The sequence below is a fragment of the Azonexus sp. R2A61 genome (genome assembly GCF_021401135.1).
In the GTDB taxonomy this organism is placed as follows: domain Bacteria; phylum Pseudomonadota; class Gammaproteobacteria; order Burkholderiales; family Rhodocyclaceae; genus Azonexus.
Window position 1 is genome coordinate 16,255 of the sequence record NZ_JACBFO010000005.1, and the last position, 15,256, is coordinate 31,510.

The following is a 15,256-nucleotide window of genomic DNA, read 5'->3' on the forward strand; positions in this document are numbered from 1 at the left end:
CACCGGTTCGCGGAGAGAAAGACGATGAACACCCTGACGCTGACCCAGGATTTTCCCGGCCCCGGGGCGGTTGACCGCAAGCCGCCGGCTGCGCTCGCCGAGCCGGTCACTGATTCGATCAAGGACAAGACCATGCAGAAATCCAGCGCGCCGGCTGTCGGCGAAACCGCGACACCGTTTGCCGAAACCTTGCGCAACCTGTTCCGCAGCGCCTTGCCGCCGGTGCTCGGGCTGTTCCTGCTGATCGGCATCTGGCACGTTGCCACGCAGTCCGGCGGCGCCATTCCGTCGCCGGGTACGGTCTGGGATGCAGCGGTCGTGCTGTTTTCCGATCCTTTCTACAACAACGGGCCGAACGACCAGGGCATCGGCTGGAACGTGCTGTCGTCGTTGCAGCGGGTCGGGATCGGTTTCGGCATCGCGGCGCTGGTCGGCATTCCGCTCGGTTTCATGATCGGCCGCTTCAAGTTCCTGTCCGACATGCTCAACCCGATCATCAGCCTGCTGCGTCCGGTGTCGCCGCTGGCCTGGCTGCCGATCGGCCTGCTGGTGTTCAAGAAGGCCGACCCGGCAGCGACGTGGACCATCTTCATCTGCTCGATCTGGCCGATGATCATCAATACCGCGGTCGGCGTGCAGCGCGTGCCGCAGGATTACCTGAACGTCGCCCGCGTGCTCGCGCTATCGGAATGGAAGGTGATCACCAAGATCCTGTTCCCGGCCGTACTGCCTTACATGCTGACCGGCATCCGCCTGTCGATCGGCACCGCCTGGCTGGTCATCGTCGCTGCCGAAATGCTCACCGGCGGCGTCGGTATCGGCTTCTGGGTGTGGGACGAATGGAACAACCTGAAGGTCGAACACATCATCATCGCCATCTTCATCATCGGCATCGTCGGCCTGATTCTCGAACAGGCGCTGATCCTGCTCGCCCGCAAACTGACCAAGGAAGCTGCCTGAGGAGCCCGTCATGGAAAAATTCGTCCAGATCGAGAAGGTCGGCCAGACCTTCGACACCAAAAAAGGCAAGTTCATCGCCCTGCGCGACATCGACCTGAGCCTGAAGAAAGGCGAGTTCGTCGCCCTGATCGGCCATTCCGGCTGCGGCAAATCGACGCTGCTCAACCTGATCGCCGGGCTGACCAAACCGACCACCGGCGCTCTGATCTGCGATGGCCGCGAAATCGCCGGGCCGGGCCCGGAGCGCGCCGTGGTCTTCCAGAACCACAGCTTGCTGCCCTGGCTGACCTGTTTCGAGAACATCTACCTCGCCGTCGAGCGGGTGTTCTCGGGCAAGGAGGGCAAGGCCAAGCTGAAGGCGCGCACGCAGGCGGCGATCGAGATGGTCGGGCTGGCCCATGCCGCGTACAAGTATCCGCACGAAATCTCCGGCGGCATGAAGCAGCGCGTCGGCATTGCCCGCGCCCTGTCGATGGAGCCCAAGGTGCTGTTGATGGACGAGCCGTTCGGCGCGCTCGACGCGCTGACCCGCGCCAAGCTGCAGGACGAGCTGATGAAAATCTGCGACAAGACGCAGTCGACCGTGGTGATGGTCACGCACGATGTGGACGAGGCCGTCCTGCTGTCTGACCGCATCGTGATGATGACCAACGGCCCGGCAGCGACGATCGGCGAAATCCTCGACGTCAATTTGCCGCGGCCGCGCGACCGACTGGTGCTGGCGCACGATCCGGCCTACATCGACTGCCGCGCCAGGGTGCTCGAGTTCCTGTACGAGAAGCAGGCGCACGTCGAGAAGATGGCGGCCTGATTCCTGCGGTCAACGTCGGGAAAATCCGGAAAAGGCCGCCGGGGAAACGCTGTCCGTGTGGCGGCGTTTCCCGGTTCAGGCGCCGGGTATCGGGTGCCGGCGCTGCAGGTGCTGGTAGGTTTGCGCCAGTTGCCGGACGCGTTCGTAATGACCGGCGTCCAGCGCATGCTGCATGTTCTCGATGATCATCGCATGCAGCTGGCAGACGCCTTCCGGCGAGCACAGCAGGACTTCGCTCATTTCGGCCGCAACGGCCATCGGAATGTGCTCGTGTTCGGCGATGGCTTCGATTTCGCCGTGCTCCAGATCGCAGTAATCCAGAAGATCTTGCATGGACAACATGGGCTCCTCCATCAGTGATTGGTAAAGGACTTGCGTTGTCGTTGTTATGCCCGTCTTGTCGTTGTTGTCGGTGCCGGGTTAACCCCTTTATAGCCGATTTGACCGGGAAGGCCAAACGGGTCGCTCAGAAGCGCAGTAGCCCGTCGGGATGGTCGTTGGCCAGCCGGCGGACCAGCGGGCGCAGATCGAGTCGCGTCGCACGGCGCAACGCATCGGCGTTGGCGGCGAGCTCGGCCAGCGAGCGGTCGACGGCGTCGTCGCCACGGCCGATCAGGATGGTGTTGCCGCTGCTGCAGGCCGGCAGCGCCAGATGGTGTCCGTCGAAGGCTTGCCGGATGCGGTCGACGCTGGCGGCGAAGCCTTTTTCGCGCAACAGGTTGGCGCAGAACAGCCCGCTGTCGGTCAGCCGGGCGCGACAGGCCAGATAGTAGCCTTCGCTGTCGAGCAGGACGGGCAGACCGTCGTCGTCGAAAGCGTCGGACAGGATCAGGTCGTAGCGTTCGCCGCCGGCCAGCATGAATTCGGCGGCGCAGCCGATGCGGACGTCGAGCCGCGGATCGTCCGGCAGGCGGAAATACTGGCGGGCGACGAATTCGACCTGCGGATTGATCTCCAGCACGGTAATCCGGCAACCCGGGTAATGACGGAACAGGAACTTGGCCAGCGAGCCCGCGCCGAGCCCGGCGAGCAGGGCTTTTTTCGGCCAGCCGGCGGTCGACCGCAGCAGCAGGCCGGCCATCATGTCGCGTGTGTATTCGAGCTCCAGCGACCACGGGCGGGCGATGCGCATCGCGCCCTGGACCCAGTCGGAGCCGAAATGCAGCTGGCGGATGCCGTCGGCTTCGCTGATATCGACGGGGTGGCGAGGTGGTTTGCGGTGTTTTTTCATGCGCTGGCGCCCCCAGGTGGAATCGAACCACCAATTCGCCCTTAGGAGGGGCGTGTTATATCCATTTAACTATGGAGGCGGACTGCGAAAAAGGCAGGCGCGCATTGTACCGGCCAAGGCCGGGCTTGTGATAGATTGGCCGCCACGAAAACCAATAATCGGGAGGAGACCCCAATGTTCGCATTCATGAGGCGACGTCCGATCGCCATGCAATTGATCCTGGCCATCATCGGGGCCTTGGTCGTGGTATTTGCGGCGATGGCCTTGATCGTGCAGAAGCGGACCGAGACCGCGGCGCTGACGATGGCGGAAGCCAACCTGCAGCACGAAGCCCGCTTGATGGCCGGAACGCTCGATGCGCTGTTCGAAGCGGTTCGTGAGCGCGGTAGCCGGCAATCCGATTTCCTGATCAAGTATCTGGGGGCCAGGCCGGTGCTCGGGCATGAGCTGGTGCGTACCGGCGAGGTCGATTTGCCGGCGGTTCGCCTGGGCGGCGAGGTGCTCAACGGCAACGAACGGCAACTGGCCGCTTTCCGCAACCTGACCGGTGAGGAGGCTGCCTTTCTGGTCATCAAGGAGGGCAAGGTCTACCGCTTGAGTACGCTGCTGCGCGCCAAGGACGGCAAGCCGATGCACGGTGTGCCGCTGCCGGACGGCGATCCGGTTGCCCGCTCGGTGCTGGCCGGCAAGGACTACCAGGGGCTGGCCATTCGCGCCGGCAAATACAATTTCAGTACCGTGCGCCTGCTTCGCGACGAATCCGGAAAGGCCTGGGGGGCGTACTCGTTGCGCATTTCGCTGGAAGATGAACTGAAGCGTATCCGCGGCCAGTTCGGCAGTCTGGTTGCCGGGCAGACGGGCTATGTGTACATCGTCCGGCCGACCGATGAAAAGACGATCGGCGAATTCGTGCTGCATCCCAAATTCCAGGACCGTACGGTGGCCGAGGCCGAACTGCCGGACAGCGCCCGCAAGTCGGTCAGCGATCTGCTGGTCAAGAAGGATGGCGCCTACCGTTATGCGATGCCCGACAGCGACGGGCGGGAGCGTGAAAAGCTCGTCGTTGCGGCGACCTCGACCGGCTGGGGATGGACGGTGGTAACCGGTAGCTGGGTCGACGAATATCTGGCGGAAAGCCAGTCGCTGCGCAACCTGTTCGTCGGCATCAGCGTATTTGCCGCGTTGTTGCTGGCACTCTTCATCTTCGTGCTGATCAAGTTCCGCCTGCAGGGGCTGACGCAACTGGTCGGCGAAGTGCGCCGCATCGCCTCGGGCGATCTGCGGGCGACGGTTCGCGATGCGGAGGCCGACAGTCACAACGAGGTTCATGCGATCGGCCACGCCTTCAATGAAATGGCCGCATCGATCCGGCAACTGGTCGGGGGCGTTGCGGAAACCTCGGCGCAAGTCGGCAAGGCCGCCGACGAATTGCAGGAAGCTGCCCGCCTGGCCATGCAGGGCTCGGAACAGGCGGCGCAATCCGCTTCCGGCATCGCTGCATCGGTCGAGGAACTGTCGGTCAGCGTCACCCAGGTGGCGGACAACGCGATGCATGCCGCACAGATTTCCGAACAGGCCAAGGCGATCACCGACGAAGGTCGGCAAGTGGTAACGCGAACGATGGGCGAACTGGAACGGGTGGCCGGCGATATCGGTACCTCGGCGCAATTGATCGAATCGCTCGGCGAGCGTTCCAAGCAGATATCCAGCGTGGTCGGGGTGATTCGCGAAATCGCCGAGCAGACCAACCTGCTGGCGCTCAATGCCGCGATCGAAGCGGCGCGCGCCGGCGAACAGGGGCGCGGATTCGCGGTGGTTGCCGACGAAGTCCGCAAACTGGCCGAACGCACGTCCTTGTCGACGCAGGAGATCGCGTCGACGGTCAATGCCATCCTCGACGAAACGGCCGGAGCCGTGGCGCGCATGCAGACGGTCAGCGCCAACATGGGCGGCAGCGTGGACATGGCGCGCGGTGCGGGCGAGGCGCTGGAAAGTATCGACCAGCAGGCGCAGCAGACGGTGGCCGTGGTGCATGGCATTGCCGACAGCACCCGCGAGCAGAGTGCGGCCAGCCAGGAAATTGCCCGCCTGGTCGAGACCATCGTTCAGGCAGCCGAAGGCAGCAGCAGCCGGGCGGTCCGCAACAGCGAACGGGCCCAGAATCTGCAACGTCTGTCTGGCGAACTGCAGGCACAGCTTGCCCGCTTCACGACTTGAGCGGCTAAAATCCCGGCATTCCCAACGCGGCGCCTTGCGGGGCGCCGCTTTCGTTGACGCTATGCCTTATCTCAAACTCACAGATGCCTGCCTGGCTTACGGCCATGTTCCCCTGCTCGATCACGCGGAATTCCAGCTCGATCCCGGCGAGCGGGTCGCCCTGATCGGCCGCAACGGCACCGGCAAATCGTCGTTGCTGGCGGCGATGGCCGCCGGTTCCGGCAAAGGCCGGCTGGACGACGGTGAAGTCTGGGTGCAACCGGGCATCCGCGTTGGCTATGTGCCGCAGGAGCCGCCCTTCGATCCGGCGCACTCGGTCTTCGAAGCGGTGATTTCCGGCATGGGCGAGACGTCGACCCTGCTCGCCGAGTATCACGCGGTGTCGCACAGCCTGGGCGAAGGGCAGGGTGATCACGATGCCCTGCTGGCGCGTATGGATACACTGCAGCACGAGCTGGAAGCGCGCGGCGCCTGGGCCTACGAGGCGCAGGCGGAAAAGGTCATCGCCCGTTTCGGGCTCGATCCGGAAGCGCAGGTCGGCAGCTTGTCCGGCGGCCAGAAGAAGCGCCTGGCGCTGGCCCAGGCGCTGGCCGTGGCGCCGGAAGTGCTGCTGCTCGACGAGCCGACCAACCACCTCGACATCGCCGCCATCGAATGGCTGGAAACGCTGCTCATCGAATCCGGCGTGACCCTGCTCTTCATCACCCACGATCGTTCCTTCCTCGACCGGGTCAGCACCCGCATCGTCGAGCTCGACCGCGGCAAGCTGGCCAGTTTTCCGGGCAACTTCAGCCAGTACCAGCAGCGCAAGGAAGCGATGCTGCACGAGGAGGCGCTGGCCAACGCGCGCGCCGACAAGCTGCTCAAGGAAGAGGAAGTGTGGATCCGCAAGGGCGTCGAGGCGCGGCGCACGCGCGCGGTGTTCCGCGTCCAGCGGCTCGATCGCCTGCGCGCCGAGCGCCAGGCGCGGCGCGAGCGCATGGGCAAGGTCAACCTGCAGCTCGAAGTCGGCGACAAGAGCGGCAAACTGGTCGCCGAACTCGACCATGTCGTCAAATCTTACGGTCAACGGGCGATCGTGGCCGATTTCTCGGCACGCATCCAGCGCGGCGACAAGATCGGCCTGATCGGTCCCAATGGCGCCGGCAAGACGACGCTGCTGCGGCTGATCCTCGGCGAACTGCAGCCGGATGCCGGCAGCGTGCGCCAGGGCACGAAGATGGAAATCGCCTACTTCGACCAGTTCCGCACCCAGCTCAATCCGGATTCCACCCTGGCCGACGTCATCTCGCCGGGCTCCGACTGGGTCGAGATCGGCGGCGCCCGCAAGCACGTCATCGGTTACCTCGAAGACTTCCTGTTCGCACCGGAGCGCGCCCGCTCGCCGGTCAGCTCGCTCTCCGGCGGCGAACGCAACCGGCTGCTGCTGGCCCGGCTGTTCGCCAAGCCGGCCAACGTGCTGGTGCTCGACGAGCCGACCAACGATCTCGACATCGACACCCTGGAACTGCTCGAACAACTGCTCCAGGACTACGACGGCACGCTGTTCCTGGTCAGCCACGACCGGACCTTCCTCGACAACGTCGTCACCCAGACCATCGCTGCCGAAGGCGATGGCCATTGGAAAGAATACGCCGGCGGCTACAGCGACTGGGCCAACTACCAGGCGGGCCAGACCAAGGTCACGGCCGACAAGCCGAAGAGCGAGGCCAAGCCGCTGGCGAAGCCCGCCGAAGCGGTGAAAGCCAAGACCGACAAGCTGAGCTGGAAGGAGCAGCGCGAACTGGAGTCATTGCCGGAGCGGATTGCCGCGCTGGAAGGCGAGCAGGCGACGTTGACCCGGTTGCTGGAGGACCCCGCGCTGTATCAGGACAATCCGCAAGCGGCACAGCGCTCGGCCGAGCGTCTGGCTGCCATCGACGATGAACTGATGGCCTTGCTCGAACGCTGGGAACAGTTGGAGGCGAGGGCCGGCGGCGCTTGAGCCGGTCTTATTCGTCGGCCGACGTGTCGCGCCCCGGCAAGGGCTCCAGCCCCAGCCGCTGGCGAACCGCCTCGGGCGTGATGTTGAGCAGTTCGCCGATGTCCCGGTAATCGTCCGGCAGGGCTGGGTCGTCCCAACCGTGCGCCGAATGCCGGGCCAGGCGGACGGCCAGCGAAACATTCTTGACTCGCGCCTGCTCGCCGTTGTGGTCGTCGATCAGGCGGCCGAGCAGTTCGGGCAAGTGCCATTCCTTGCACAGCTCGAGCTGGATGTCCTGGAAGGTCAGGCCGAGCGTCGTCATTTGCGCGTCGGCGCTGCGCATGGTCGGATTGGCGGTCTGTTGGGCATGAATGTCCAGCCCGAGTTTCGGCGCGAAGCACCAGACGAGAATTTCCGCGAGATCGTGAAGCAGCGCAGCGATGCGCACTTCTTCCATATTGATGTCGTGGCGCCAGATCGACCATTCCTGAGCGTAATCGGCTGCCCGCTGGGCGCGCCGGATGATCTGCAGCACCCCGAGCAGGGCATGCCGGTCCTGGCCCTGGAGCATTTCCTCGATCGTCGGCAATTCGGTGAAGCGATTGAAGAAGGGGGTGATGCCCGACATCATCACGGCGCCGGCGATGGTCGTGATGTCGTGTTGCAATGCGCGGCCACGGAAGGGCTGGATGTAGGCCAGCACGCGGACGGTCATGATCGGATCTTGCAGGATGACGCGGGCCAGTTCGCGGGCATCCACCCGGTCCAGGTCGGCGCGCATCTCGTCAAGGCGACGGCGGGTGACGCGCAGGATGGGCAGCGTGTTCTCGCCGAACAGGGCAACCCAGGCACCGAGATTCGGCAGGGCTTGTTCGATCATCGTCTTGTCGTCCTCGCTGCGTTTTATTGCTTTGTCGATGGCCCGCAGTGTAAGTGGCCGGCGTGGCGCGGGCAAGCAATCCCCCGTGAGATAATGCCGCCTACCTTTATTGCCGGCCGAATCCCATGCGTTACCGCATTCTTCCCGTCACGCCGTTCGAGCAGAACTGCACCGTGTTCTGGTGCGAAAAAACCCGCCAGGCCGCCGTTATCGATCCCGGAGGCGATGTTGACCGGATCCTGGCCGTGCTGGCCGCCGAAGGCCTGACCTTGAGCAAGGTGTTGATCACGCATGGCCACATCGATCATGCCGGCGGGGCCGCCGCCCTGGCCGAGCGGACGGGAGTGCCGATCGAGGGACCGCATCCCGACGATGCGTTCTGGATTGAGGGCATGGCGCAACAGAGTCGCATGTTCGGCTTTCCTGAATGCGCCCCCTTCGTCCCGGCGCGCTGGCTGCAGGATGGCGACCGCGTGAGTTTCGGCGAGGTCGAACTGGCTGTTTTGCATTGCCCGGGGCATACGCCGGGGCATGTCGTGTTTTTTCACGCTGACAGCAAGCTCGCGCAGGTTGGCGACGTGCTTTTCCAGGGATCGATCGGGCGTACCGATTTCCCGCGCGGCGATCATGCCGCGTTGATTGCCTCGATCAAGGAAAAGCTGTTCCCGCTCGGCGACGATGTCGAGTTCATTCCCGGTCATGGGCCGATGTCCTCTTTCGGCGAGGAACGCCGCTACAACCCTTTCCTCAGCGGGCGTTACGGCTGATTCAGCTCCCCGGGCGGATGCGGTTGGCCCAGGCCAGCGCGTTCATCTGGGCGGCCAGGAAAAAATCCGGCGGAATGCCGAGTTCGTGCAGTTGCTGGTCGGCACTGGTCAGGTCGCGGCCTTCTGCGGCCTCAATGGCCGCCAGCAACTGGCCCAACGGCCCGCCATGGCGGGCCAGCGCATCGTGCACCGGCTGGCACAGGGGCAGTTGCTGCAGGATTTCTCCCATCGACATGTTGAGCAGCACGTCGAGCAGCGAGAAGGAGCCGACCATGAAGGCGCTGTCGCCGGCGTTGGCGACATCCGGCCGGGTTGGCACATGGCTGATCAACTGTTCGAGCAGCAAGCCGCGGGCAGCCGCTTTGTAAAGCAGCGGGTTGGGATGCTGGCCGTTGTTCGGGTCGGCGTAGATCAGCAGTTGCAGCCAGCGCTCCAGTTGGCGGCGGCCAAGCATGTTGATGGCCTGGGCGAAGCTGGTGATCGGCGAGCGCGGGGCGATGGCCGCCGAATTGACCAGCCGCAGCAGGCTGTAAGAGAGCTTGGCTTCCTGACGGAAGATGGCTTCGAGGGCTTCGGTATCGGCATCGTTGGCGATCAGGCTCAGCAGTTCGAGCATCTTCTGCCGCGTGGTATCAGCCTTTTTGCCGATCTGCGCCCGCGATTGAAGATATTCGCCGGTCGTCATCGCACAGGCGTTGGCCATCAGCCAGTCGCGGTCGCCATGACCGTGTACATCGGTGGCGACGATCTGCGTGCGCGAGGCCATGCCGTGCAGGCCAAACGGTGGCAGACTCCTGGCGTGGCTGGCGGAAATCAGCAGGTAGTCCCAGGTGCCGGTGGCCGGCAGCTTGCTGTCGGGGCTGCTGGCAAAGGCCAGTTTGCGGCAGGATTTGCGCAGTTCGGCTTCGAGTTCGTCGCCTTCGCCGTGCTTGCCGTCGTGCGCGGAAAAAGTGGCGATCACCCGTTCCGGCGTGGCGGCGGCGAACGGTCCGGCCGGAACGAACCACGGATGACGGTGGTCGAATTCGTCGAAATGCTCGACCGTTTCAACGGCGTGCCGGCACGCCGAGGCGACCGTGCCGGGGGCGTACTCCAGGCGGTAGCCGGAAAAGACTTCTTCCGTGCCAAGGAGTGGGTGGATGAAGGGATAACCGTGCATCGTCAGGGCCGGGGCTGTGCGTGGATGCGAGCGATGTTAGCAAATCCGCCGGGCGTCGTGCCGGCGTTTTTGCAACAATTTTTCGGCATTTCCGCGGTCGACCGCAGCAAACGTTAAAATTTCCCGATGCAACCCGATTACTGGCTTCAGGCTTCTGCCGAACTGGCAGCCCGCGACCGGACGATGGCGACGCTGGTCGAGCAGTTCGCCGGATTGTCGCTGGCGTCGCGCGGTGATCCTTTCTCGACGCTGGTACGTTCGATCGTCGGCCAGCAGATTTCGGTCAAGGCGGCCGACAGCGTCTGGGCGCGCTTTGTCGACCGCGTCGGCGAGGTTCGCCCGTCTGTCGTGCTGGCCTGTGCCGCCGAAGGTCTGGCCGGTTGCGGCCTGTCCGGGCGCAAGATCGAATACCTGCTGGATCTGGCGGCGCATTTCGTCGACGGTCGCCTGGTTGCCGACGGCTGGCAGGGCATCGACGACGAAGCGCTGATCGTCGAGTTATGTCGCGTGCGCGGCATCGGCCGGTGGACGGCCGAAATGTTCCTGATCTTCAACCAGATGCGACCGGATGTCTTTCCGGTCGACGACATCGGACTGCAAAAAGCCGTCGGGTTGCATTATTTTTCCGGAGCCAGGCCGACCCTGCGGCAATTGCGCGATCTCGGCGAACGCTGGCGGCCGTGGCGTTCCGTGGCGACCTGGTACCTCTGGCGCAGCCTGGACCCGATCGCTGTCGAATACTAGGCGGTCTGACCCTCAGACCTTTGGGGTAAAATGCGCGCCAGTTTCAAGAACGGGCTGTCCATGAAAACAACTTTCCTCGACTTCGAGCAATCCGTTGCCGACCTCGAAGCCAAGATCGAAGAGCTGCGCTTCGTCCAGGACGATTCCGCCGTCGATATCTCGGAAGAGATCGAGCGGCTGGAGAAGAAGAGTGCGCAATTGACCAAGGAAATCTACGCCAAGCTCACGCCGTGGCAGATTTCCCAGCTGGCGCGCCATCCGCAGCGTCCCTACACGCTCGATTACGTGCAACACCTGTTCACCGATTTCGAAGAACTGCACGGCGATCGCGCCTTTGCCGACGATCACGCCATCGTCGGCGGTCTGGCCCGCTTCAACGGCCAGCCGGTCGTCGTCATCGGTCACCAGAAGGGCCGTGATACCAAGGAAAAGATCCATCGCAACTTCGGCATGCCGCGTCCGGAGGGCTATCGCAAGGCGCTGCGCCTGATGAAGCTGGCCGAGAAATTCGGCATTCCGGTGATGACCTTCGTCGATACGCCCGGTGCCTATCCCGGCATCGATGCCGAGGAGCGCGGCCAGTCCGAGGCGATCGGCCGTAACCTGTACGTGATGGCCGAACTGAAGGTGCCGGTCATCGTCACCATCATCGGCGAGGGCGGTTCCGGCGGTGCGCTGGCGATTGCCGTCGGCGACGTCCTGCAGATGTTGCAGTATTCGACCTATTCCGTGATCTCGCCGGAAGGCTGTGCTTCCATTCTCTGGAAGAGCGCTGAAAAGGCACCGGAAGCTGCCGAAACCATGGGCATTACCGCGCAGCGACTGAAGTCGCTCGGACTGGTCGACAAGATCGTCAGCGAGCCGCTCGGCGGTGCCCACCGCGATCACGCGGCGATGGCCCAGCACCTGAAGAAGGCCTTGCAGGACTCCCTGAAGCAGTTGTCCGGGCTGACGACCGAAGAACTGCTGGCCCAGCGCTACGAGCGGCTGATGAGTTATGGCCGCTTCAAGGAACAGGCTGTCGACTGACCTGTTGTCCCGGGTCGGTCGTTTCCTGGCCGATCATGTCACGGACGGGCGCCTGGCACTGGGCTTGTCCGGCGGCATCGATTCCGTCGTGCTGCTGCATCTTCTGTCGCGCTTGTTGCCGGCCGGGCAGTTCGCGGCGATTCACGTCAATCATGGGTTGTCACCGAATGCCGAGCGCTGGGCGGTGTTCTGCCGCGATCGTTGCGCTTCGCTGAATATCCCGCTGTCCGTCGTGCCCGTCCAGGTCAGTCCGACCGGCGGCGGCATCGAGGCGGCGGCCCGCCTGGCGCGTTACCAGGCATTCTCCGATAGTGGCTTTGCGACAATCCTGCTGGCTCAGCATCGGGCGGATCAAGCCGAAACCCTGTTGTTCAATTTGTTGCGCGGTGCCGGATTGCACGGTGCGGCGGCGATGCGCCCGGCTCGTGAGCATGGCGCCTTGCGTATCCTGCGTCCCTTGCTTGATGTGTCGAAGGCGGAAATCCGGGACTACGCTCAACAGCATTCCCTGACCTGGATTGACGACGAAAGCAACGATGACCGGCGGTTCAGCCGCAATTTCCTCCGTCACGAGGTGTTGACCGCAATCGCGCCGCGTTTCCCGGGGGGCGAAGCGGCACTGGCACGCGCTGCGACACATTTTGCCGAAGCCGCCGACCTGCTCGATGAACTGGCGGAAAACGACTGGCAAGATGCGGCGGATGGCGATGCCGCACGGCTGGAGGTGCTGCGACAATTGTCGTCGGCCCGGCTGAAGAATCTCCTGCGCTGGCGTTTGCGCCAACTCGGATGGCGGGTGCCGGACAGCGAGCGGCTGACGGAATTCGCCCGGCAACTGCTTACGGCTGCGGTCGACCGTCATCCCTGCCTGAATCTGCCCGAGGGCACGATGCGTCTGTCGCGCGGGCGCCTGACCTGGCTCGCGTGTAAATAACAACAAACTGTTACGGGGCGACGTTTGCCGTCTTCGGCCCATCAGTTACAATCGTCCGATTGCTTCCTTTTCTACAGGTCATGATTACCGGATCCATTGTCGCCATCGTAACGCCCATGCACGAGGATGGCAGCCTCGATTTGCCGTCGCTGCGCAAGCTGATCGATTTTCACGTTGCCGAAGGTAGCGACGCGATCGTTATCGTCGGAACGACCGGCGAATCGCCGACGGTCGACGTCGACGAGCATTGTGAACTGATCAAGCTGACGGTCGATCATGCCGCCGGGCGCATTCCGGTCATCGCCGGTACCGGTGCGAATTCGACGGCAGAAGCCATCGAACTGACCCGTTTCGCCAAGGAAGCCGGCGCCGACCTGGCGTTGTCGGTCGTGCCTTACTACAACAAGCCGACGCAGGAAGGCCTGTATCGCCATTTCAAGGCGATTGCCGAAGCGGTCGACCTGCCGGTGATCCTGTACAACGTGCCGGGGCGTACCGTCGCCGACATGTCGAACGACACCATCCTGCGTCTGGCCGACGTGCCGGGCATCGTCGGCGTCAAGGACGCCACCGGAAACCTGGATCGTGCCTACGATCTGATCCAGCGCGCGCCGGCGGGTTTTGCGCTGTACAGCGGCGACGATCTGACCTGCGTACTGTCCATCCTGATGGGCTTCCACGGCAACATCTCGGTGACTGCCAATGTGGCGCCGCGCCTGATGCACGAGATGTGCGTCGCCGCTGCAGCCGGCAAGGTTGCCGAAGCCAAGGAAATCCACTTCAGGCTGCTCGGCCTGCATCGCGATCTGTTCTGCGAAGCGAATCCGATTCCGGTGAAGTGGGCCGTGCACAAGATGGGACTGATGCCCAACGGCATTCGCCTGCCGCTGACCGCCCTGAGCGAAGCAAACCAGCCGCGAGTTCTGGCCGCGATGCGCCAGGCCGGCCTGAATGTCTGACGGAGACCGTTTCATGAATCGTCGGTTAGCTTCCGGCCTCACCCTTTCCCTGCTTGCGGTTGCCGTTGCCGGCTGCGGTATCCTGCCGGATTCGCGCAAGATCGATTACAAGTCGGCCGGCAAGGCTCCCACCCTGGAAGTGCCTCCCGACCTGTCGCAGGTGACCCGCGACGATCGTTATCTGGTACCGGACGCCGGCGGCAAGGGCAGTGCGACCTTCTCGGCCTATTCGGCCGAACGCGCCCCCGAGGCGCAGGCCGGCTATTCGCCCGTGCTGCCCGAGGTGGAAAAAATCCGCGTCGAGCGTTCCGGCAGCCAGCGCTGGCTGGTCGTTGCCCAACCGGCCGATGCCCTTTGGGACAACGTCAAGGAGTTCTGGCAGGAGACCGGTTTCGTCGTCAACATCGAACGCCCGGAAGCCGGCGTGATGGAAACCGATTGGGCCGAGAACCGGGCCAAGATCGGCGACGACATCATCCGCAACACTTTCGGCAAGTTGCTGGATTCCCTGTATTCGTCAGGCGAACGCGACAAGTTCCGGACGCGTTTCGAGCCGGGCAGCCAGCCGGGAACGACGGAAATCTACATCAGTCACCGCGGGATGGAGGAGGTTTTTACTTCGGCGGCGAAGGATGAAACCCGCTGGCAACCGCGCCCTCCCGATCCCGAACTGGAAGCGGAAATGCTTCGGCGGATGATGGTTCGCCTGGGGGCCGAGGAAAAGCGCGCGGAAGCCTCGGTGGCGGCTTCTGCCGCGAAGTCTGAACCGCGTGCCCGTCTGGCCAGGGCCGAGGACGGCAGCGGCAGGCTGGATGTCTATGAGCGGTTCGATCGTGCCTGGCGGCGGGTTGGCCTGGCCCTGGATCGTGTCGGGTTCACCGTTGAAGACCGGGATCGTTCGCGTGGCTTGTACTTCGTCCGCTACGTTGATCCGGATGCCGACAACAAGACCAAGAAGAGCGATGGCCTGTTGTCCAAACTGGTTTTCTGGGGCGGCAACGAACCGGGTTCGGCTGTCTCGAAGACGCAATACCGGATTCATGTTGCCGACAATGGTACGCAGAGCGCGATTCAGGTGTTGACCAACGAAGGCGGTATCGATCAGTCGGCGACGGCCAAGCGGATTCTCGGCTTGCTTCAGGAGCAGCTCCAGTAGTTCCAGCTGCGGAACCTATTTGCCGAGCCGATCGGCGGCCAAAGAAAACGCTCCTTCAGGAGCGTTTTTTTTCGATCAACGGCGGGGCTGTGTTTCCTTTCCCCGGAGTGCAGCGCAAAAAAAACGGGACCGAAGTCCCGTTTTCGCTGTGCCGGAAGTGATTACTTCTTTTCTTCGGCCGGAGCAGCAGCCGGAGCGCCGGAAGCGCCTTCGGCCGGCTTGGCATCGGCGGCCGGAGCGGCAGCGCCTTCGGCCGGCTTGGCTTCGGCCGGAGCGGCTTCAGCCGGCTTGGCTTCCGGAGCCGGAGCAGCGGCCGGAGCCGGAGCCGGGGCGGGAGCCGGTTCTTCCTTCTTACCGCAAGCGGACAGGGCCAGAGCGATCAGGGCAGCAGCGAGAATAGACTTGTTCATGGTGATTCCTTATCGACAAGAAACAGCAAAATCTGA

15 protein-coding genes and 1 tRNA gene are annotated in these 15,256 nt (G+C 63.7%); 10 read left to right on the forward strand and 6 right to left on the reverse strand.

The features are described from left to right. Positions 1 to 24: 24 nt before the first annotated feature. Both ntrB and L0962_RS15485 read left to right on the forward strand, forming a co-directional pair. Entirely contained in the window at positions 25 to 960 is a 936-nt protein-coding gene (gene ntrB / locus L0962_RS15480; protein ID WP_234087374.1) for a nitrate ABC transporter permease, read from the forward strand. Positions 961 to 970: 10 nt separating this feature from the next. After that, on the forward strand, positions 971 to 1,771 hold the full coding sequence (locus L0962_RS15485; protein WP_234087375.1) for an ABC transporter ATP-binding protein: 801 nt from the start codon (positions 971 to 973) through the stop codon (positions 1,769 to 1,771). A gap of 75 nt (positions 1,772 to 1,846) precedes the next feature. Here L0962_RS15485 and L0962_RS15490 read toward each other — a convergent pair whose 3' ends face one another. The 3 genes from L0962_RS15490 to L0962_RS15500 all read right to left on the reverse strand — a co-directional run bounded on the left by L0962_RS15490 (position 1,847) and on the right by L0962_RS15500 (position 3,081). Further along, complete coding sequence (locus tag L0962_RS15490) at positions 1,847 to 2,104, reverse strand: hypothetical protein (RefSeq protein ID WP_234087376.1); 258 nt, start codon at positions 2,102 to 2,104, stop codon at positions 1,847 to 1,849. A gap of 133 nt (positions 2,105 to 2,237) precedes the next feature. Next, complete coding sequence (locus L0962_RS15495) at positions 2,238 to 3,002, reverse strand: fused MFS/spermidine synthase (protein ID WP_234087377.1); 765 nt, start codon at positions 3,000 to 3,002, stop codon at positions 2,238 to 2,240. Between the two features lie 4 nt (positions 3,003 to 3,006). Next, positions 3,007 to 3,081, reverse strand: a tRNA-Arg gene (locus L0962_RS15500). Positions 3,082 to 3,176: 95 nt separating this feature from the next. On the opposite strand from L0962_RS15500, the gene L0962_RS15505 reads away from it, so the two are divergent. After that, the gene (locus L0962_RS15505) at positions 3,177 to 5,219 is read left to right on the forward strand and encodes a methyl-accepting chemotaxis protein (RefSeq protein WP_234087378.1); all 2,043 of its coding nucleotides are present in this window, start codon (positions 3,177 to 3,179) and stop codon (positions 5,217 to 5,219) included. A 61-nt stretch (positions 5,220 to 5,280) separates the two neighbouring features. After that, positions 5,281 to 7,203, forward strand: coding sequence for an ATP-binding cassette domain-containing protein (locus L0962_RS15510; protein WP_234087379.1), 1,923 nt, complete (start codon positions 5,281 to 5,283; stop codon positions 7,201 to 7,203). Between the two features lie 7 nt (positions 7,204 to 7,210). On the opposite strand, the gene L0962_RS15515 is transcribed toward L0962_RS15510, so the two are convergent. Further along, a complete protein-coding gene (locus L0962_RS15515; RefSeq protein ID WP_234087380.1) occupies positions 7,211 to 8,062 on the reverse strand; it encodes an HDOD domain-containing protein in 852 nt (283 codons plus the stop codon). Positions 8,063 to 8,187: 125 nt separating this feature from the next. On the opposite strand from L0962_RS15515, the gene L0962_RS15520 reads away from it, so the two are divergent. Next, positions 8,188 to 8,829 carry an MBL fold metallo-hydrolase gene (locus tag L0962_RS15520; protein WP_234087381.1) on the forward strand — a complete coding sequence of 214 codons (642 nt, stop codon included), beginning with the start codon at positions 8,188 to 8,190 and terminating at the stop codon, positions 8,827 to 8,829. Between the two features lies 1 nt (position 8,830). On the opposite strand, the gene L0962_RS15525 is transcribed toward L0962_RS15520, so the two are convergent. Further along, the gene (locus L0962_RS15525; protein WP_234087382.1) at positions 8,831 to 9,988 is read right to left on the reverse strand and encodes an EAL and HDOD domain-containing protein; all 1,158 of its coding nucleotides are present in this window, start codon (positions 9,986 to 9,988) and stop codon (positions 8,831 to 8,833) included. Positions 9,989 to 10,114: 126 nt separating this feature from the next. Here L0962_RS15525 and L0962_RS15530 point away from each other — a divergent pair, with 126 nt between their 5' ends. The 5 genes from L0962_RS15530 to bamC all read left to right on the forward strand — a co-directional run bounded on the left by L0962_RS15530 (position 10,115) and on the right by bamC (position 14,810). Further along, positions 10,115 to 10,732 (forward strand): DNA-3-methyladenine glycosylase, encoded by a 618-nt coding sequence (locus L0962_RS15530; protein ID WP_234087383.1) that lies wholly within the window; start codon positions 10,115 to 10,117, stop codon positions 10,730 to 10,732. Between the two features lie 60 nt (positions 10,733 to 10,792). Beyond that, a complete protein-coding gene (locus L0962_RS15535) occupies positions 10,793 to 11,761 on the forward strand; it encodes an acetyl-CoA carboxylase carboxyltransferase subunit alpha (protein ID WP_234087384.1) in 969 nt (322 codons plus the stop codon). Positions 11,762 to 11,765: 4 nt separating this feature from the next. After that, positions 11,766 to 12,695: a tRNA lysidine(34) synthetase TilS gene (gene tilS / locus L0962_RS15540; protein WP_234087385.1), complete on the forward strand. Its 930-nt coding sequence runs from the start codon at positions 11,766 to 11,768 to the stop codon at positions 12,693 to 12,695. 80 nt (positions 12,696 to 12,775) lie between these two features. Further along, positions 12,776 to 13,654, forward strand: a complete 879-nt coding sequence (dapA, locus tag L0962_RS15545; RefSeq protein WP_234087386.1) for a 4-hydroxy-tetrahydrodipicolinate synthase — start codon at positions 12,776 to 12,778, stop codon at positions 13,652 to 13,654. Between the two features lie 13 nt (positions 13,655 to 13,667). Continuing rightward, entirely contained in the window at positions 13,668 to 14,810 is a 1,143-nt protein-coding gene (bamC, locus tag L0962_RS15550; RefSeq protein ID WP_234087387.1) for an outer membrane protein assembly factor BamC, read from the forward strand. 161 nt (positions 14,811 to 14,971) lie between these two features. On the opposite strand, the gene L0962_RS15555 is transcribed toward bamC, so the two are convergent. Next, a complete protein-coding gene (locus L0962_RS15555) occupies positions 14,972 to 15,220 on the reverse strand; it encodes a hypothetical protein (protein WP_234087388.1) in 249 nt (82 codons plus the stop codon). Between the last annotated feature and the right edge of the window lie 36 nt (positions 15,221 to 15,256).